Annotated in this window: 16 protein-coding genes and 1 pseudogene; 7 read left to right on the top strand and 10 right to left on the bottom strand. The window is 67.9% G+C overall.

Going from position 1 to position 17,500, the window contains the following annotated elements; translation table 11 throughout:
• The 4 genes and pseudogenes from AC27VN_RS12210 to AC27VN_RS12195 form a co-directional block, all read right to left on the bottom strand.
• A pseudogene (locus AC27VN_RS12210) lies at nucleotides 1–185 on the bottom strand (energy transducer TonB); the annotation flags it as partial.
• 111 nt (nucleotides 186–296) lie between these two features.
• Nucleotides 297–569: a (2Fe-2S)-binding protein gene (locus AC27VN_RS12205; RefSeq protein WP_082322199.1), complete on the bottom strand. Its 273-nt coding sequence runs from the start codon at nucleotides 567–569 to the stop codon at nucleotides 297–299.
• A 130-nt stretch (nucleotides 570–699) separates the two neighbouring features.
• Nucleotides 700–1,380, bottom strand: coding sequence for a Fe2+-dependent dioxygenase (locus AC27VN_RS12200; protein ID WP_208512141.1), 681 nt, complete (start codon nucleotides 1,378–1,380; stop codon nucleotides 700–702).
• 101 nt (nucleotides 1,381–1,481) lie between these two features.
• The gene (locus tag AC27VN_RS12195; RefSeq protein WP_398499227.1) at nucleotides 1,482–3,800 is read right to left on the bottom strand and encodes a catecholate siderophore receptor Fiu; all 2,319 of its coding nucleotides are present in this window, start codon (nucleotides 3,798–3,800) and stop codon (nucleotides 1,482–1,484) included.
• Between AC27VN_RS12195 and AC27VN_RS12190 the strand changes: the two genes are divergently transcribed.
• Nucleotides 3,799–3,960, top strand: a complete 162-nt coding sequence (locus AC27VN_RS12190; RefSeq protein ID WP_490876701.1) for a hypothetical protein — start codon at nucleotides 3,799–3,801, stop codon at nucleotides 3,958–3,960. The genes AC27VN_RS12195 and AC27VN_RS12190 overlap by 2 nt on opposite strands.
• Before the next feature lie 141 nt (nucleotides 3,961–4,101).
• On the opposite strand, the gene AC27VN_RS12185 is transcribed toward AC27VN_RS12190, so the two are convergent.
• The 6 genes from AC27VN_RS12185 to bfr all read right to left on the bottom strand — a co-directional run bounded on the left by AC27VN_RS12185 (nucleotide 4,102) and on the right by bfr (nucleotide 9,300).
• Complete coding sequence (locus AC27VN_RS12185; protein ID WP_490876700.1) at nucleotides 4,102–5,463, bottom strand: sulfite reductase subunit alpha; 1,362 nt, start codon at nucleotides 5,461–5,463, stop codon at nucleotides 4,102–4,104.
• Nucleotides 5,460–6,488: an FAD:protein FMN transferase gene (locus AC27VN_RS12180; protein ID WP_490876699.1), complete on the bottom strand. Its 1,029-nt coding sequence runs from the start codon at nucleotides 6,486–6,488 to the stop codon at nucleotides 5,460–5,462. The genes AC27VN_RS12185 and AC27VN_RS12180 overlap by 4 nt, the downstream gene beginning before the upstream one ends.
• 26 nt (nucleotides 6,489–6,514) lie before the next feature.
• Entirely contained in the window at nucleotides 6,515–7,324 is an 810-nt protein-coding gene (locus AC27VN_RS12175) for a DUF4198 domain-containing protein (protein ID WP_093342999.1), read from the bottom strand.
• A gap of 47 nt (nucleotides 7,325–7,371) precedes the next feature.
• Complete coding sequence (locus AC27VN_RS12170) at nucleotides 7,372–7,872, bottom strand: DUF2271 domain-containing protein (RefSeq protein ID WP_177239332.1); 501 nt, start codon at nucleotides 7,870–7,872, stop codon at nucleotides 7,372–7,374.
• Between the two features lie 70 nt (nucleotides 7,873–7,942).
• Nucleotides 7,943–8,596 (bottom strand): PepSY-associated TM helix domain-containing protein, encoded by a 654-nt coding sequence (locus tag AC27VN_RS12165; RefSeq protein ID WP_490876698.1) that lies wholly within the window; start codon nucleotides 8,594–8,596, stop codon nucleotides 7,943–7,945.
• A 227-nt stretch (nucleotides 8,597–8,823) separates the two neighbouring features.
• Nucleotides 8,824–9,300 (bottom strand): bacterioferritin, encoded by a 477-nt coding sequence (bfr, locus tag AC27VN_RS12160; protein ID WP_056583098.1) that lies wholly within the window; start codon nucleotides 9,298–9,300, stop codon nucleotides 8,824–8,826.
• A gap of 273 nt (nucleotides 9,301–9,573) precedes the next feature.
• On the opposite strand from bfr, the gene ahpC reads away from it, so the two are divergent.
• The 6 genes from ahpC to AC27VN_RS12130 all read left to right on the top strand — a co-directional run bounded on the left by ahpC (nucleotide 9,574) and on the right by AC27VN_RS12130 (nucleotide 17,368).
• On the top strand, nucleotides 9,574–10,137 hold the full coding sequence (gene ahpC / locus AC27VN_RS12155; protein ID WP_057595992.1) for an alkyl hydroperoxide reductase subunit C: 564 nt from the start codon (nucleotides 9,574–9,576) through the stop codon (nucleotides 10,135–10,137).
• 91 nt (nucleotides 10,138–10,228) lie between these two features.
• Entirely contained in the window at nucleotides 10,229–11,785 is a 1,557-nt protein-coding gene (gene ahpF, locus AC27VN_RS12150) for an alkyl hydroperoxide reductase subunit F (RefSeq protein ID WP_093342995.1), read from the top strand.
• 194 nt (nucleotides 11,786–11,979) lie between these two features.
• Nucleotides 11,980–14,256, top strand: coding sequence for a TonB-dependent hemoglobin/transferrin/lactoferrin family receptor (locus tag AC27VN_RS12145; RefSeq protein ID WP_490876697.1), 2,277 nt, complete (start codon nucleotides 11,980–11,982; stop codon nucleotides 14,254–14,256).
• A 34-nt stretch (nucleotides 14,257–14,290) separates the two neighbouring features.
• Nucleotides 14,291–15,388, top strand: coding sequence for a hemin-degrading factor (locus tag AC27VN_RS12140; RefSeq protein WP_490876696.1), 1,098 nt, complete (start codon nucleotides 14,291–14,293; stop codon nucleotides 15,386–15,388).
• 40 nt (nucleotides 15,389–15,428) lie between these two features.
• A complete protein-coding gene (locus tag AC27VN_RS12135; protein WP_490876695.1) occupies nucleotides 15,429–16,331 on the top strand; it encodes a heme/hemin ABC transporter substrate-binding protein in 903 nt (300 codons plus the stop codon).
• A complete protein-coding gene (locus tag AC27VN_RS12130) occupies nucleotides 16,328–17,368 on the top strand; it encodes a FecCD family ABC transporter permease (protein ID WP_490876694.1) in 1,041 nt (346 codons plus the stop codon). Before AC27VN_RS12135 ends, AC27VN_RS12130 begins: the two co-directional genes overlap by 4 nt.
• The last annotated feature ends 132 nt before the right edge of the window (nucleotides 17,369–17,500 follow it).

Below are 17,500 nucleotides of genomic sequence, written 5' to 3'. Positions count from 1 at the left end.
TTCGGCGGCTCGACGAACTGGCTCATGATCTCGACCGGGATCACCACTTCGGCGGCCCGACGGAGCAGGCCGCTCTGCAGCGCCCAGAGCGCGGCGGCGTGGAAGACGATCACGCCGCCGGCGATGGCAGCGTTGCGCGAGAGGCCGAAAACGGAGGGAGGGGGGGCAAAGCGGTCAGACACGATCAACCATTCGAGTGCGAGCACGTGGGTACGTGCCCCGATTGCAGCAAAACCGCTACGACGACGTCTACTTCTATTTACGAAGGATCCACCAGACGGAGCCCGCCACCAGGATCAGGCTGCCGCCGAGTGCAGAGACGAGTTCCATGCTTTGCTTTCCTTGATGGAGTTGGCAAGCTGGATCGACTTCGGTTCCGATTCGCAGTGCAGGGCCGCGACCGGGTGCGAAGCGCTGCACTGCGCGACGATATCGCGCGCACATCCTTCACATTGGCCACACTGGGTGGCCACGCCGAGTTCGAATTGCACTTCGTCGAAAGTCATCCCCGCGCGCACATGGCGTGCGATTTCGCGGTCGGAGACTCGGCGGCAAATGCAAACGATCATGGCTGTGAAAGCGGCAGTTTGGCTGGCTGTTGGATGTAGCGATTATAAATAAGAATCCCTCGCATTTGCAATAACTATCGTATTCGCCAGCGCCCGGCGCGACAGCTATTCGCTATGAGGGGTGGTCCGGCTATATCTCCGACCAGAGCCGAAGCAGGTTGTGATAGTGGCCGGTCAGGGCCACGGTTTCCTCGGATTCGCCCAGCCGGGCGCGCAGTTTCTGGATGTTCTGGTCCAGTTCGAACAGCATCGCGCGCTGCTGGTCGTTGCGCACCATGCTCTGGGCCCAGAAGAAGGCGCACACGCGCGCGCCCCGGGTCACCGGGTGCACCCGGTGCAGGCTGCTCGACGGATACAGGATCAGGTCGCCGGCCGGCAGCTTGACCTCGTGCGAGCCGTAGGTGTCGACCACCTCGAGCTCGCCGCCGTCGTAGTCGTCGGGATCGCAGAGAAACAGGGTGCACGACAGGTCGGTGCGCAGCGGCTGCTCGCTGCCGGGCACGGCGCGCACCGCGCCATCGACGTGCAGGCCGTAATGCTCGCCGCCCTCGTAGCGGTTGAACAGCGGCGGCACGAAGCGCGCGGGCAGGGCGGCCGAGAAGAACAGGGGGTTGCGCGCCAGCGCGGCCAGCACGGTCTTGGCGAGCTCGCGCCCGACCGGCGAATGCTCGGACAGCTGCCGGTTGCGCTTGACCTGCGCGCCCTGGTCGCCGACGGTCTCGCGCCCGTCGACCCACTGGGTGGCATCGAGCGTGGCGCGCATCCTGCGCACCTGGTCCGGGCTCAGCACTTCGGGCACATGCAGCATCATCTTCGGGAACTCCGGAAGGAAAAAAGCCCCGGCGCGGGCCGGGGCTCGAGTGTCGCACCGCGGCGCACCGGCCCTGGCCGGCGGCGCGCCGTGTCGAACGATCAGAACGCGAAGTTCGCGGTGACCTTGAACGAGCGCGGCGTGCCCGGCGTGTAGCGGTAGCCCGACTTGTTGATGGCCGCCACGTAGTCCTTGTCGAACAGGTTGTAGACGTTCAGCTGCAGATCGACGTTCTTGTTGATCCGGTAGGACGCCATGGCGTCGACCACCCAGTACGACTCGACGTAGGCCGGCGTGCCGACCGCGCCGTCGGTGCCGCGGTACAGCTTGCCGTTGTAGCGCGCGCCGCCGCCGATCGTCAGGCCGAACGGAAGCTGGTAGGTGGTCCACAGCGTGAAGGCGCGCTTCGGGGTGTAGGCCAGCGAGGTCGAGCCGTCGGCCAGCACCGAGGGGCCGCTGAGCACGCGGGTGTTCATCGTCGTGAAGCCGGTGGTCACGCCCCAGTTGTCGGTGATCGCACCCGACACGCCGAGTTCGATGCCCTGCACGCGCTTCTTGCCGGTCTGGTAGTACTGCTGCGAGATCGAGTCCTGCACCACCTCGTTGCTGACGTCGGTGCGGTAGAGCGCGGCCGTCAGCGCCACGTGCTTGTTGAGCACGTCCCACTTGGTGCCGAGTTCGTAGGTCTTGGCCTTCTGCGGCAGGAAGTCGGTGCGCGCGGCGCTGTTGCCGGTGCCGCCTGCTGCGAGCTGGAAGTTGGCGCCGCCCGGAGGCTGTGCCGCCGTGCCGTAGGCCGCATAGACGCTGCCGTTCTCGGTCGGCTTGTAGACCAGGCCGATCTTGCCCGACCAGAGGCTGTCCGACAGCTTGAGGTTGGTCGGGGTCAGCGCGCCGGTGGTGGCGTTCAGTGCCGTCGAGTCGAACTTGGTCGAGTAGTGGTCGTAGCGCAGGCCGCCGGTCAGCATCCACTGCTCGTTGAACTTGACCGTGTCGAACACGTAGGCGCCGACGGTGGTGGTTTCGCCCGAGGTGGTGGTGCCGTTCTGGATGCGGTTGTAGCCGCCGAACACATAGGGATTCGGTGCGTAGACGTTGGCCGCCGGCCAGGCGCCGCTGTTGGTGAAGCCGGGCACGTTGAAGACCTTGACGTTCTGGCCGTAGTAGCCGTTCGAGTCCTGCTTCTCGCGGATCAGCTCGACGCCGGCATTGAGCGTGTGGCCCACGCTGCCGGTGTTGAACTTCGCGCTCACGTTAGTCTGGTTCGTGAAGATCGTGTTTTCCTGGTCCTTGTTGGTGGGCGAGCTGCGCGCCACGGTCCAGCCGAGGGGGAGGAACTGATTCGGCGTCAGCAGGTTGGCCGTGCTGCCCATGAACGAGGTCAGCAGGTAGTCCTGCTGCGTCTTGGCATAGCGCGTCGTGTTGCGGATCGTGATGTCCGGCGTCAGGTCGTGCTCGACGCGCGCGGTGAACATGTCGGTCGTGACGTTGTCGAAGTCCGCGCTGGTGCCGTAGAAGTTCTTCGAGCGCACCGGCGCGGCGTAGCTCAGGTAGCCGCGCTTCGGGTCGGGCGTCGAGTAGCCCGGCAGGCCGATGGTGGGCACGCCGCCGTCGGGGATGTTGTTCTGCTTGACGTGCACCAGATCGAAGTAGAAGCGCGTCGGGCTGTTCAGGCCCAGGGCCAGCGAGGGTGCGATCGCCCAGCGCTTGTTCTTCACGAAATCGCGGCCGGCCACGCCGGCGTCCTCGGCCACGGCGTTCAGGCGGAAGGCCGCACCGATGCCGTTCTCGCCGCTGAGCGATTTGTTCCAGTCGATGCTGCCGCGCTTGAAGTCGGCGCTGCCGAAGCCCAGCGAGCCCGTGAAGCTGTCGTCGAGCTTGGGCTTCTTGGTCACGAGGTTGATGTAGCCGGTGGGCGAGGTGCGGCCCACGTCGGTGCCCGAGGGGCCCTTCACGACTTCGACCTGGTCGATGTTGAAGGTGTCGCGCGAGATCGAGCCGACGTCGCGGATGCCGTCGACGAAGATCGCGCTCGAGCTGTCGAAGCCGCGCATGAACACCGCGTCGCCCGTGTTGGTGTTGCCGTTCTCCCCGAGGAAGAAGGTGCCCACGCCGGGGGTGTTGCGCAGCGCTTCGGTCAGCGTGGTGGCGCCCTGGTCGCGCAGCACCTGTTCCTTGATCACCTGCACGGTCTGCGGCGTGTTCACCAGCGGTGCCGTGAACTTGGGATTGGCCGAGGTGTCGGCCTTGAAGTCGGCGGCGACCGAGCCCTCGACGCGGATCTCGGGCAGCACGCGCGAGGGCTGCTGCTGGGCGATGGCGGGGGCGGAGAGGGCGATCAGCGTGGCGGCTGCGGCGCCCGAGACCTGGGGAACGGCGCGCGCGACAGCGTGCTTCCGGCTCTTGATATAGGAGTTGGCCATGAAGGTTCTCGAAGAAGGAAAAAACGGCCCTGAGAACTCGACTGGCGATGCCCTGCGCGCATGCCGAGGAGGCACCGGGGGCTGGCTGGGTGAGTTGACCTGCGGGAGGGCAAAGGTAAAAACCGTGTCAAATGATAATGTTTATCAATACGGGGCTTAGTACTTTTGCCGGCAGGCGCTTTGTAAAGTAGATACTTTGTTGCACTGAAGCAACTCTAATTCTGGGGGAATTGTTGACAGCGCGGAGTCGCTGGTAGGCATGCTGTCAGGCCTCCACGGAGGCTGGTGGGCCTCGCATGGCTCAGTACACGTCGCGCCTGTAGCGCCCCGAGCCGACCAGCTCGGCCCACAGCGCCTCGCCCGCGACCTGCCGCAGCGCCGCATCCACGCCCGCGGCCATCCCTTGCAGGCTGCCGCACACGTACACGGCCGCGCCACGCGCGAGCCATTCGCGCAGCGCATCGGCGCGCTGCAGCAGCCGGTGCTGTACGTAGAGCCGTTCGGCCTGGTCGCGCGAGAACACCATGTCGAGTTCCGTCAGCGCGCCTTCGCGCTGCCAGGCCTCGATCTCGTCGCGGCAGAGGAAGTCGTGCGCCGCGTGGCGTTCGCCGAACACCAGCCAGTTCTCGTGCCGGCCCGCCGCGACGCGCGCGCGCAGATGGGCGCGCAGGCCGGCCAGTCCGGTGCCGTTGCCGATCAGGATCAGCGGGCGCGAAGCATTGCCCTCGAGACGGAAGCCGCGGTGCGCGCGCAGGCGCAGCGCCACCGTGTCGCCGATGGCCAGCGTCGAGGTCAGATGGCCCGAGGCCATGCCCAGCGTGCCGTCGGGGTGCTGCTCCTGCCGCACCAGCAGCTGCAGTTCGCCGTCGGCGGACAGCGAGGCGATCGAGTAGTCGCGCGGTCGCGTGGGATCGCTCGCGACCGCCATCTGCACCAGGTCCCCCGAGTCCCAGGCCGGCATCGCGCCAGCCTGCGGCACCAGGCCGAGCAGGAAGACCGGTGCGCCCGCGCTGCCGGGATTGAGCAGGCTGCGATGCACGAGACGCCACGGAACGAAGGCGCTGCTTTCTTCCTCGTCGTGCGCGACCTCGGCATCTCCCCACTGGGCATGCCATGTGGCCAGCGCTTCGGGATCGCCGTTGTCGACCTCGACGCGCGCGAAGGAGGGCGTCGCGCCCCGGCCTCGCAGCCAGTCGTCGAGCTGGCGCCCGAAGCCGCAGAAGTTCGCGTACTGGCGGTCGCCCAGGGCCAGCACCGCATAGCGCAGCGCGGACAGATCGGGCTGCTCGGCCATCGCCTTTTCGGCGAACAGGCTGGCGCCATCGGGCGCATCGCCTTCGCCATAGGTGCTGGCCACGAACAGCGCCTGCCGCGCGTCGCGCAGGGTGGTGGCGTCGAGCGCATTGAGCTCCATCACGCGCACCGGCGTGCCGGCCGCACGCAGGCGGCGCGCGGTCTGCCAGGCGATGGCCTCGGCCTGGCCGGTCTGGCTGGCGAACAGCACCAGTGTCGATGGCACCGTGCCATCGCCCGCCAGCGCCTGCGCGGCGCGCGCGGTGGCCGCGACGGCGCGGCGTTCGCGCGTGTAGATCGCCAGGCACATCGCGCCGTAAGCGGCCACGGTGGAGCCCGCGGCCAGCGCGCGCAGCAGCGTGTCGTTCATGCGGAGGCGGTCCGTTCGGTCCAGGCCGGGGTCGCGCGCAGGCTCGGCGGTCCGTCGCCGTCCGCCGCATGCGCGACGAACAGCGCCGCGATGCCGCGCGCCTCGGCGAAGGCGAAGCCTTCCTCGGGCCCGAGCACCGTCAGCACCGTGGCCAGCGCGTCGGCGTGCATGCACTGCGCGTGCAGCACCGTGACGCTCGCGAGCCCGGCGGGCACGGGTTCGCCGTTGCGCGGATCGATGGTGTGCGACCAGCGGCGGCCTGCGTGCTCGCGCTGGTGCCAGCGGTCGCCGGAGGTGGCGATCGCGAGGCCGTCGAGCGCCACGTGCACCGGCGCGGGCAATTCGCCGTCGACCTGCACGCGCCATGGCTGTCCGCCGGGACGGCGGCCCACGCCGCGCAGCTCGCCGCCGATCTCGAACAGGAAGTCCTCGAGGCCCAGCGCCTCCAGGGCCTCGACGCCGTGATCGACCGCGAAGCCCTTGGCGATGCCCGACAGATCGAGCGCGAAGCCGCCAGGCTGGGTCAGCGTGGCCGTTGCGTCATCGGCCATGTCGAAGGCGAGCTTTCGCCAGCCCGTGCGCTCGCGCGCCACTTCAAGGGCGTCCGTGTCGATGGGGCCATCGTTTGCATCGGGGCCGAAACCCCAACTGGCGACCAGCGCGCCGACCGTCGGATCGATCGCGCCGCCGCTGTCCTCGGCCCATTGCAGCGCGCAGGCCATCACGCGCGCGAACTCGGCCGACAGCGTGTGCCGCGTGCCCGCCGACGCGCGGTTGAAGCGCGAGATCTCGGCGTCGGCCTCCCAGTGGCTCATCTGCGCGATCACGCGCGCCAACGCCGGCTCGACCGCCTCCCGCACCGCGGCGAGCGGCCGCATGGCCGGGTTGTCGAAGCGCAGCGACCAGGTCGTGCCCATGGTCCGGCCGGCCAGCTGGTGCAGGCGGGCCGGATCGGCGAGGCGCGGCACGACCGCGTCGGCGTAGCCGCCGTGCCAGGAACTGCGGGAGGCGAACGAAATGCCCAAGGCGGTGCGCGAAACGTCGCTCGGGTTCAGGGCATCACTTCGAGCGTGGCCGCATAGCTCAGGCGGCGCTCCTTGGCGTTCGGCACGGTGGTCTTGTTGTCGCGCGTGGACACGTCGAGCCAGTACATGCCGGCACTCGGCCAGGTCACGCTGAACTGGCCCTTGTCGTCGGTCTTGACCTTGAACTCCTCGAGCTTGTCGCGGTACTGCGTGTTGCCCGCGGTCACCGTCACTTCGAGGTCCTTGGCAGGCTGGCCGTCGAGCTGCAGCGTGAAGCTGGCCTTCTCGCCCTTCACGAGGTCGGTCGGGCTGCCGCTGGCGATCAGCTCCAGGCCCTGGCCGATCGGCTTCAGCGCCGAGGGCTTGCCCACGGTGACGAAGGTCTCGATGCGGCCCGCCGACTGGGTGATGGTCACGTCCTGCGCGTCGGCCGGGATTTCCTTGGCGATGGTCTCGGGCGTGCCGCGTGCGCGCTTGTTCTGGCCGGTGGCCTTGTCCTTCCAGCTCGCGAAGGCGCCGCCGTTGATCACGGCGATGCGGTAGGTGCCGGGCTGCGCGACCGGCACGTCGAACACGTTGCGCTGCTTGAGCTTGGCTTCGCTCTCGGGCTTGATGGCGCTGCCGTCGGGCGCGGTGATCTGCAGGCCCTCGAGGCGCAGCGGCGCATGGTTGGCGACGAACAGGTCGTTCGACACCGCGGCATCGACGCTGACCGTGTCGGCCTTCGAGAACACAGTGCCCGAGGGCAGCAGCCAGGCGTTGTGCGCGTGGGACAGCGGGGCGATGGCGACGAAGGCGGCGGCAATGGCGGCGGCGCGCAGGCGGAGGGTGTTCATGGCGATTCCTTGAGATGGGGCTGCGAAGGTGCGGGGCGGTGCGGCGGTCAGGGCTTGAGCTCGAGCTTGATCTCGCCCAGTTCTTCCTTGCCCGAAGCGCTCGGCTGCGAGGCGCTTGTCGGCGGCCACTGGAACGGGATGCTCACGACCTCGCGGCCGCCGACTTCGCGTGCGGCTTCCACCACCAGCTTGTAGCTGCCCGGCGCCAGTTGCGGCATCGGCGCGCTGCCGTCGCTGAAGTTCAGCTGGTGCTTGCCCGCGGGCTTGGTCGCGCCGGTCACGCCGTCGATCGGCACCGACAGGTCGCGGCCGCCGCGGCGCCACCACTGGCGCATGTCCTTGAGCCACTTGGTGCCTTCGCCCTCGGGGTTGTTGGTCTTGGTGCGCACGTCGTACCAGACCGCCAGCGTGCCGGCCACGGTGTTGTCGGCGCGCTCGATCCAGGTCGCGATATAGGGGCGGTGGTACTCCGACACGTTGAGGCGCGGCACCTCGATGTTGACGCCGAGGCTGGCCGAGAAGGCCGGGGCGGCGAAGAGCGCCGACATGGCGAGCGGTGCGAGCGAGTAGCGGATGTGCACGAGAGGAACCTCTTTCACGAAACGGACGAAACCAAAGTCAGTGGATGAAAAGCAGCGCGAGCAGCACCGGCACCACCAGCCCCATGCCCACCATCGGCCAGGTGAAGGGGCGGTTGCCCGCATGCATCTTGAGGATGAACAGGCCGGTGATCGAGAAGACCAATGCAGCGCCCGCGAAGATGTCGATGAACCAGCTCCAGGCGGTGCCGGTGTTGCGGCCCTTGTGCAGGTCGTTGAAGTAGGAGAGCCAGCCGCGGTCGGTGCGCTCGTACTCGGCCTCGCCGTCGGCCAGGCTCAGGCGCAGCCAGGCGTCGCCGCCGGGGCGGGGCAGCGACAGGTAGATCTCGTCGTCCGACCATTCGGCCTCGCGGCCGGCGGTGTCGATGTCCCAGCGCTGGCGCGCCCAGGCCTGGAGTTCGGCGGGCAGCGCGGCCTTGCCCTTGAGCGCGGTGTTCGACTTGACCTCGGCCATGGCCGATTCGAGGCGGGTGCGCAGCGCCTCGTCGATCGTCGCGTGCAGCCGCGTGACCTGCGGCTTGCCCTCGATCTGGCCCGCGTGGTTGAGCGTGAAGCCGGTGACGCTGAACAGCACCATGCCGATCAGGCAGATGGCGGAGCTGACCCAGTGCCATTCGTGCAGGGTCTTGAGCCAGTAGGCACGGCGGCGGTTGTCGGTCGGGGCGGCATTCATTGGCGGCCGGCATTTTAGGCTCGCAAATGAGAATTGATTTCGTTTGGCAATCGGGCCCGACCCTTGCCGAGGCGGTCGATCCCTCGGAATCGAAGGTAAATCCTTTGTCTTATGCTATCGATTCAATAGCGTGTGAAGTTTGGTAAAGCGAAACGCCGGGCCAAAAAAAGCGGGACCGAAGTCCCGCAGTTGTTCGTGGCGTGCCGTGCGGCTTGCGAGGGCGAGGCTTACTCGAGTTCGCCCATCTGCGACTGCAGGTAGTTCTGCAGGCCGACGCGGTCGATCAGGTCGATCTGGGTTTCGAGGAAGTCGATGTGCTCCTCGGTGTCGTCGAGGATTTCCTGCAGCAGGTCGCGCGAGACGTAGTCGCGCACCGATTCGCAATGCGCGATGCCGTCCTTGATCGTGGCCTGCGCGCCGGTCTCGGCGCCGAGGTCGCAGCGCAGCAGTTCGGGCACGTCTTCGCCGATGTTCAGCTTGCCGAGGTCCTGCAGGTTCGGCAGGCCGTCGAGCATGAAGATGCGGTCCATCAGCTTGTCGGCATGCTTCATTTCGCCGATCGATTCTTCGTATTCCTTCTTGGCCAGCTTGTCGAGGCCCCAATGCTTGAGCATGCGGTAGTGAAGGAAATACTGGTTGATCGCAGTCAACTCGTTCTTGAGCTGCGCCTGCAGATGCTCGATGACCTTGGGATCGCCCTTCATGGTGTTTTTCCTTGTTATGAAAGCAGTAAAGGCCGCGATTGTCGGAGCGCGAAGGAGGGTGGCGCAAGCAAAGCCATGCATTCGCGCTCTGCATGCGTTTGATGCTGATACACGTTCGTATCCGGAGGGGGATTCATGCCGCCTGGCATGCGGTCCGCCCATCGCAAGACATAGGGGGGCGCAATGCATTTAATAGCTATGAACTATTGAATGATGTCATTTGGTAGCTATACTCATGGTTCGCTTTTTTCATCACCACCAAGGAAACCAGCAATGTCCCTGATCAACACCCAAGTCCTGCCCTTCAAGACCCAGGCCTACCTCAACGGCAAGTTCATCGATGTGTCCGACGAGACGCTCAAGGGCAAGTGGTCCGTGCTGATCTTCATGCCGGCGGCTTTCACCTTCAACTGCCCGACCGAAGTCGAAGACGCGGCCGACAACTACCCCGAATTCCAGAAGCTGGGTGCCGAGGTCTACATCGTGACCACCGACACGCACTTCTCGCACAAGGTCTGGCACGACACCTCGCCGGCCGTCGGCAAGGCCAAGTTCCCGCTGGTGGGCGACCCGACCCACACGCTGACCAACAATTTCGGCGTGCACATTCCCGAAGAAGGCCTGGCACTGCGCGGCACCTTCGTGATCAATCCCGAAGGCATCATCAAGACTGCCGAAGTGCACTCCAACGAGATCGCCCGCGACGTCAAGGAAACCCTGCGCAAGCTCAAGGCAGCGGTCTACACCGCCGCCCACCCGAACGAAGTCTGCCCGGCCAAGTGGAATGAAGGCGACAAGACCATCGCCCCGTCGTTCGACCTCGTCGGCAAGATCTAAGGCGCTCCGCGCGAAAGCCCGGGCGCTCACGAGGCCCCCGGGCTTTCTTGTCCCCAGTTGATAGTTTCCAGTTATCGAAAGAGAGTTCCTCATGCTCGACGCCAGCACCAAAGCCCAATTGAAGAGTTACCTCGACCGCGCCACGCAGCCGATCGAGATCGTCGCCTCGCTCGACGACAGCAAGGCCTCGGACGAAGTGCTGTCGCTGCTGAAGGACGTGGCGGAAGCCTCGCCGCTGGTCCGCCTGAGCGAAAGCCGCGACGACAACCACCGCAAGCCCTCGTTCTCGGTCAACCGCCCGAGCGAAAACCACGGCCCGCGCTTTGCCGGCCTGCCGATGGGCCATGAATTCACCTCGCTGATCCTCGCGCTGCTGCAGATCGGCGGCTACCCGCCGAAGGTGGAGCAGGCCGTGCTCGACCAGATCAAGGCGCTTGACGGCGATTTCGAGTTCGAGATCTACGTCTCGCTGACCTGCCACAACTGCCCCGACGTGGTCCAGGCGCTGAACCTGATGGCGGTGCAGAACCCGCGCATCCGCACCACGATGATCGAGGGCGGCACCTTCCAGGAAGAAGTGAAGGAACGCCAGGTGATGGCCGTGCCCACCGTGTTCCTCAACGGCACCGAGTTCGGCCAGGGCCGCATGAGCCTGGAAGAGATCCTCGCGAAGATCGACAACAGCGGCGTCGAGCGCGAAGCCAAGAAGATTGCCGCCAAGGACCCGTTCGACGTGCTGATCGTCGGCGGTGGCCCCGCGGGCGCCGCGGCGGCCGTGTATGCCGCGCGCAAGGGCATCCGCACCGGCGTGGCCTCCGAGCGTTTCGGCGGCCAGGTGCTCGACACCATGGGCATCGAGAACTTCATCTCGATCAAGGAGACCGAGGGACCGAAGTTCGCCCATGCGCTCGAGGAGCACGTGCGCGACTACGAGGTCGACATCATGAACCTGCAGCGCGCCAAGGCGTTGATTCCGGGCGAGGGCCTGATCGAGGTGCAGCTCGAGAGCGGCGCGTCGCTCAAGAGCAAGTCCGTGATCATCTCGACCGGTGCGCGCTGGCGCAACATCAACGTGCCCGGCGAGCACGAGTTCAAGAACAAGGGCGTGGCCTATTGCCCGCACTGCGACGGTCCGCTGTTCAAGGGCAAGCGCGTGGCCGTGATCGGCGGCGGCAACTCGGGCGTCGAGGCGGCGATCGACCTGGCCGGTATCGTGGGCCATGTCACGCTGATCGAGTTCGACACGCAGCTGCGCGCCGACGCCGTGCTGCAGCGCAAGCTGCACAGCCTGAAGAACGTCGACGTGTTCACCAACGCGCAGACCACCGAGATCACCGGCGACCAGAAGGTCAACGGCCTGGTCTACAAGGACCGCGCGACCGGCGAAGCCAAGCGCGTCGACCTCGAGGGCGTGTTCATCCAGATCGGCCTGGTGCCCAACACCGACTGGCTCAAGGGCACGATCGAACTGTCGAAGCACGGCGAGATCGTGGTGGATGCGAAGGGCCAGACCTCGGTGCCCGGCGTGTTCGCCGCGGGTGACGCGACCACGGTGCCGTTCAAGCAGATCATCATCGCGGCCGGCGACGGAGCGAAGGCGGCACTCGGTGCATTCGATCACCTGATCCGTACTTCAGCCCCAGCTTGAGTGGGTACATCGGCGGTCAGATGAGAATTATTCTCATAAAATAGTTTTCAGAGGCTCGCGCGCCGCGCACCGCGGCGAGAACACCAAGAAAAGGGAACCGAGCCTCCCGCCGCCAGCCAGGTCAGCCGCGCAGCTTCCGCTGCGCCGAGGTCCAGCAAGCCGTTGTCCATTCCAACGCTTGCCGGACCTTTTTCGTGGCCGCCACCTCTACACGTTTCTCGCGCTTCGAGCGCCCGTTCTCCTCTTCTTCCTCTTCCCGACCCGTGCGCGCGCGCCGCGCGCTGCTGCCCTGGCTGATCGCCAGCGGCTTCGGCGCCGCGGCGTCGGCCTGGGCCCAGCAGCCACCCCCGCAGCAGGTCGCCGCGCTCGGCGAGATCGTGGTCAGCGGCTCGCGCTCCGAACAGGAGAAGGACGCGCTGCCGGTCAGCGTCGAAGTGCTCAACCGCGAGACCCTCGAGTCCAAGCAGATCAACGACATCCGCGACGCGGTGCGCGACCTGCCGAACGTCTCGGTCAAGCGCTCGCCGGCACGCTTCGGGCTCGCGCAGGGCAACACCGGCCGCGACAACAATGCCGGCTTCAACATCCGCGGCCTCGACGGCAACCGCGTGCTGCTGCTGACCGACGGCATCCGCACGCCGCGCAGCTACGTCTTCAGCGCCAATGCCTTCGGCCGCGACTACTTCGACATCGGCCTGATCGAGCGCATCGAGATCCTCAAGGGCCCGGCCTCCGCGCTCTACGGCTCCGACGGCCTCGCGGGCCTGGTCAACTTCATCACGCGCGATCCGTCCTCGTTCCTGCGCGACGGCCGCAGCTTCGGCGGCAGCGCCAGCCTGGGCTACAGCGGCGACGACAACGGACGGCGCGCCGGCGTCACGCTCGCGGGCAAGCCCAACGAGACCTTGCAGTGGCTGCTCTCGGCCAACCTCGGCCGCTCGCACGAGCTCGAGAACCGCGGCAGCTACAACGCGCCCAACGCCGACCGCACCACGCCCAACCCGCAGCGCGACCGCAGCGGCGCGCTGCTGGCCAAGGTCATCCTCACGCCGAATGCCGACCAGCGCCACGGCTTCACCTTCGAGCACATCGAGAAGGCCAGCCGCTACGACCTGCTGTCGGGCCTCGCGAAGCCGCCCTATGCCTCGACCTCGGTGGTCGGCCTCAACGCCCGCACCGACCTGCAGCGCGACCGCTTCACCTACGACGGCCGGCTGCGGCTCAACGCGGTGATGGCCGACAGCCTGCAGGCCACGGTGAGCTACCAGAAGTCGAAGTCGCGCGAGTACATCTTCGAGGACCGCTTCAGCGCCGCCGACCGCTCGCGCGACGTCACCTACGACGAGAGCACCTGGCAGTTCGGCCTGCAGGCCGACAAGCTGGTGCGCACCGGCGACTGGGCCCAGAAGATCACCTACGGCTTCGACTACGCGCGCACCAACGTCGAGAACCTGCAGACCGGCCTGGTGCCGCCCGCGGGCGAGAGCTACCCGCTTAAGCGCTTCCCCGACACGCGCGAGACCTCCTCGGCCTTCTACGTGCAGGACGAGTTCATCCACGACCGCTGGAGCATCACGCCCGGCATCCGCTTCGACCGCTTCTCGCTCGATGCCGACCAGGCCGGCTTCAGCGCACAGGCGGTCTCGCTGTCGGGCTCGGCGGTCTCGCCCAAGCTCGGCGTGCTGTTCCGCGCCACGCCGCAATGGAGCGTCTACGGCAACTACGCCTCGGGCTTCAAGGCGCCCAACGCGTTCCAGGTCAACAACTTCTTCGAGAACACGATCTCGGGCTACCGCACGATCCCGAACCCCAACCTCAAGCCCGAGAAGAGCCAGAACGTCGAGCTCGGCGTGCGCGGGCGCACCGGCCTGCTGAACTTCGACGTCGCCGCCTTCACCGGCAACTACAAGGACCTGATCGAGAACGACCGCCAGGTCGGCGGCGTGTTCGGCTCGCGCGTGAACCCGGCCACCTTCCAGTCGGTCAACATCGGCCGCGCGCGCATCAGCGGCTTCGAGGTCAAGGGCGAGCTCGACTTCACCGACAACGGCAATGGTTTCTCGGTGCCCTTCGCCTGGGGCCAGACGCGCGGGCGCGACCGCAGCAACAACCGGCCGCTGAACTCCATCGATCCGCGCAAGATCAACCTCGGCCTGGCCTACAAGGCGCCGGCCTGGTCGGTGCGGCTCGACGCGGTGCACCATGCGGCCAAGAAACGCTCCGACGTGGATGGGGCCGAGATCACCACCGGCGGCGTGCAGTTCCTCACGCCCTCAGCGACCACGCTGGACCTGAGCGCCCAATGGCGCATCAACCGCGACCTGCGCCTGAACGCCTCGATCACGAACCTCACGAACAAGCGCTACTGGATGTGGAGCGACGTGCGCGGCCTGACCTCCACCGCGCTGATCCGCGACGCCTACACGCAGCCGGGACGCAGCTTCAACGTCTCGCTCGTGGCCGACTTCTGAGCCACCGAATTCAACCCAGGAAGGACCACCAACGATGAATGCCGACGACATCCGCCACCGTTTCGCCGAGCTGCGCGCCAAGGGCATGCGCCACAAGGACGCCGCGGCGGCCATGGGGCTGGCCGAGGGCGCCGCGATCGCGGCCCATGCGGGCGCGCACGACCAGGCCCTGCGCGCCACGCCGCTGCGCGGGCCGTGGCTCGCGCTGCTGCAGTCGCTCGAGGCCTGCGGGCCGCTGCTGGCGCTCACGCGCAACGAGACCACGGTGCACGAGAAAACCGGCATCTACGAGAAGCTCTCGGGCGGCGAGGCCATGGGGCTCGCGCTCGGCGAGGCGATCGACCTGCGGCTGTTCTTCAGCCGCTGGCACGCGGGCTTCGCGGTGGACGAGGCGGCCGCCAACCCCGGCGTGCCGTCCTCGCTGAGCCTGCAGTTCTTCGACGCGCACGGCCTGGCGGTGCACAAGATCTTCGTGCGCGAGGCCACCGACCGCGGCGCGCTGCAGGCGGTGATCGATGCGCATGCGGCGCCGGAGCTTCAGGTGGCGTTCAAGCCGGCCGAGCCCAAGCCCGCGCCGCGCGCCGACGCCGCCATCGACGCCGGCGCGCTGGCCGAGGCCTGGCGCGGCATGCAGGACACGCACGAATTCTTCGGCCTGCTCAAGAAGTTCGATGCCGAGCGCCAGCAGAGCTTCCGGCTCACCGAGGGCGAGTTCACGCAGCGCGCCGCGCTGCATGCGGTGGGCGACCTGCTGCAGGAAGCGGCCTTCAGCGGTACGCCGATCATGGTCTTCGTGGGCAGCCCCGGCTGCATCCAGATCCACACCGGGCCGGTGGTGCGCGTCGAGCCGATGGAGATGCCGGCGCGTGGCGACGCTGCGCCGATGCGCTGGCTCAACGTGCTCGACCCGGGCTTCAACCTGCACCTGCGCGAAGACCGTATCGCGAGCGTGTGGATCGTCGAGAAGCCCACCAGCGACGGCCACGTGACCTCGGTCGAGGCCTTCGACGGCGAGGGCGAGCTGATGGCGATGTTCTTCGGCGCGCGCAAGCCTGGCGTGCCCGAGCGCGAGGACTGGCGCCAACTGGTGCGCGGGCTTGCGCGGCTGCCCGCGACGGCACCGGCCGCCTGATCGCGCGGACGTTTTTCTCCTTGCCCCACGTTTTTTCTCCATGACCGAAGAACGCATCTCCTCCTCCCTCGTCCGTCGCCGCGACGCGCTGCGCCTCGCCGCCGCGGCCTCGCTCGGCGCTACCGCGCTGCCCCTGTTCGCCCAGTCGCCCGAGGCGAAGAAACTGCCGCGGCTCATCACCGTGAGCGGCGCGATCACCGAGGTGGTGTACCTGCTCGGCGCCGAGGGCCAGCTCGTCGGCACCGACACCACCAGCCTCTATCCGGCCGCGGCGCGCGGCACGCCGAAGGTCGGCTACATGCGGCAGCTCTCGGCCGAGGGGCTGCTGTCGCTCAAGCCCGATGCCGTGATCGCCACCAACGAGTCGGGCCCGCCGGTGGTGCTCGACCAGGTGCGCTCGGCCGGCGTCAAGGTCGAGATCGTGCAGGCCGACCACAGCTGGGGCGAGGTGCAGCGCAAGATCCAGGTGGTGGGACGCGCCGCGGCCCGCGAGGCGCAGGCGCGCGCGCTGCAGGTGAAGCTCGATGCCGAATGGGCGCAGGTGCAGCAGCGCGTGGCGGCCGCCCAGGGGCGCAAGCCGCGCGTGCTGTTCGTGCTCTCGCACAGCGCGAGCCCGCAGGTGTCGGGCGAGAAGACCGCGGCGCACGCGGTGATCGGCTATGCGGGCGGCGTCAATGCGCTCGGCGGCTTCGAGGGCTACCGGCCGATGACGGCCGAGGCCATGGCCACCGCTGCGCCCGACATCGTCATGACCAGCGACCAGAGCATCGAGGCCCATGGCGGCATCGAGCGCTTCTGGCAGCGGCCCGAACTGGCGCTCACGCCCGCGTTCAGGAAGCGCTCGCTGGTCACGCTCGACGCCTTGCTGCTGCTGGGCTTCGGCCCGCGCATGCCGGCGGCGATCGCCGAGCTGCATCCGAAGTTCATGGCCGCGGTGGCATGAGCCAGCGCTTCCCGCCGCGGGCCGTGCTGGCCGGCTGCGCGCTGCTCCTCGCCTTCGCGCTGGCGCTCGGCGCGGTGTCGGGCGCCTACGCGATCAGCCTGCCGCAGCTCTGGAACGTGCTGAGCTCGCTGGGGCAGGGCGCCGCGGCCGACAGGTCGCCCGAATACCTGGTGTTCGTCAACATCCGCCTGCCGCGCCTGGTGCTCGGCGTGGCGGCCGGCGCGGGCCTGGGCATGGCGGGCACGCTGATGCAGGGCCTGTTTCGCAACCCGCTGGCCGACCCCGGCCTGGTGGGCATCAGCAGCGGCGCCGCGCTGGCGGCCGGCGTGACCATCGTGCTGGGCGCCTGGTTCATGCCGGTGCTGCCGCGCACGCTCGGCAGCTGGACGCTGGTGGTGATGGCCTTCGGCGGCGGCCTCTCGGTCACCTTGCTGATCTACGCGCTGTCGCGCAGCGAGGGCGGCACGCGCATGGCGCTGATGCTGCTCGCGGGCATCGCGGTCAATGCGCTGGCGGGCGCGGGCCTCGGCTTCCTCAGCGTGATGGCCACCGACGAGCAACTGCGCAGCCTGCAGTTCTGGCTGCTCGGCAGCCTGGGCGGCGCGCGCTGGAGCGCGGTGATCCTGGTCGGCGTGGCGGTGCTGCTGTCCTGCGTGGCGGCGGCCTCGCTGGCCGCACCGCTCAACGCCATCGCGCTGGGCGAATCGCAGGCGGCGCTGCTGGGCGTGGACGTGGAGCGCATCAAGCGGCGCGCCATCGTCGTCACGGCGGTGGCGGTGGGCGCCGTGACGGCCACCACCGGGATCATCGGCTTCATCGGCCTGATCGCGCCGCACTGGGTGCGCATGGTGGCCGGGCCCGATCACCGGGTGGTGCTGCCGGCCTCGGCGCTGCTGGGCGCTGCGCTGGTGCTGGTGGCCGACACGGTGGCGCGCACCGCGATGGCGCCGGCCGAGCTGCCGCTGGGCGTGCTCACGGCCTTCATCGGCGTGCCGATGTTCCTGCTGATGCTGCGGCATTTCCGGGGGCGCATATGAAGGCGCCGGACCTGAACCTCGGGCTGCGCTGCGAGGATGCCGAGGTAAGCATCGGCGCCAAGGCGCTGCTCTCGCGGGCCACGGTGCAACTGGCGCCGGGGCGGGTGACGGCGATCCTCGGCCCGAATGGCG

The sequence above is a fragment of the Variovorax sp. 20P10.2.4 genome (assembly GCF_058244205.1).
The sequence above is the reverse complement of the archived record's forward strand: the minus strand, read 5'-3'. Positions and strand labels throughout refer to the sequence as shown.

Coding starts and splice junctions, on each gene's coding strand:
- AC27VN_RS12195 (WP_398499227.1), bottom strand. CDS start 3,800: ATGGCCAACTCCTATATCAAGAGCCGGAAGCACGCTGTCGCGCGCGCC.
- AC27VN_RS12135 (WP_490876695.1), top strand. CDS start 15,429: ATGACCGAAGAACGCATCTCCTCCTCCCTCGTCCGTCGCCGCGACGCG.
- AC27VN_RS12185 (WP_490876700.1), bottom strand. CDS start 5,463: ATGAACGACACGCTGCTGCGCGCGCTGGCCGCGGGCTCCACCGTGGCC.
- AC27VN_RS12140 (WP_490876696.1), top strand. CDS start 14,291: ATGAATGCCGACGACATCCGCCACCGTTTCGCCGAGCTGCGCGCCAAG.
- AC27VN_RS12190 (WP_490876701.1), top strand. CDS start 3,799: ATGAAGGTTCTCGAAGAAGGAAAAAACGGCCCTGAGAACTCGACTGGC.
- AC27VN_RS12165 (WP_490876698.1), bottom strand. CDS start 8,596: ATGAATGCCGCCCCGACCGACAACCGCCGCCGTGCCTACTGGCTCAAG.
- bfr (WP_056583098.1), bottom strand. CDS start 9,300: ATGAAGGGCGATCCCAAGGTCATCGAGCATCTGCAGGCGCAGCTCAAG.
- AC27VN_RS12200 (WP_208512141.1), bottom strand. CDS start 1,380: ATGATGCTGCATGTGCCCGAAGTGCTGAGCCCGGACCAGGTGCGCAGG.
- ahpC (WP_057595992.1), top strand. CDS start 9,574: ATGTCCCTGATCAACACCCAAGTCCTGCCCTTCAAGACCCAGGCCTAC.
- ahpF (WP_093342995.1), top strand. CDS start 10,229: ATGCTCGACGCCAGCACCAAAGCCCAATTGAAGAGTTACCTCGACCGC.
- AC27VN_RS12130 (WP_490876694.1), top strand. CDS start 16,328: ATGAGCCAGCGCTTCCCGCCGCGGGCCGTGCTGGCCGGCTGCGCGCTG.
- AC27VN_RS12170 (WP_177239332.1), bottom strand. CDS start 7,872: ATGTCGGCGCTCTTCGCCGCCCCGGCCTTCTCGGCCAGCCTCGGCGTC.
- AC27VN_RS12205 (WP_082322199.1), bottom strand. CDS start 569: ATGATCGTTTGCATTTGCCGCCGAGTCTCCGACCGCGAAATCGCACGC.
- AC27VN_RS12175 (WP_093342999.1), bottom strand. CDS start 7,324: ATGAACACCCTCCGCCTGCGCGCCGCCGCCATTGCCGCCGCCTTCGTC.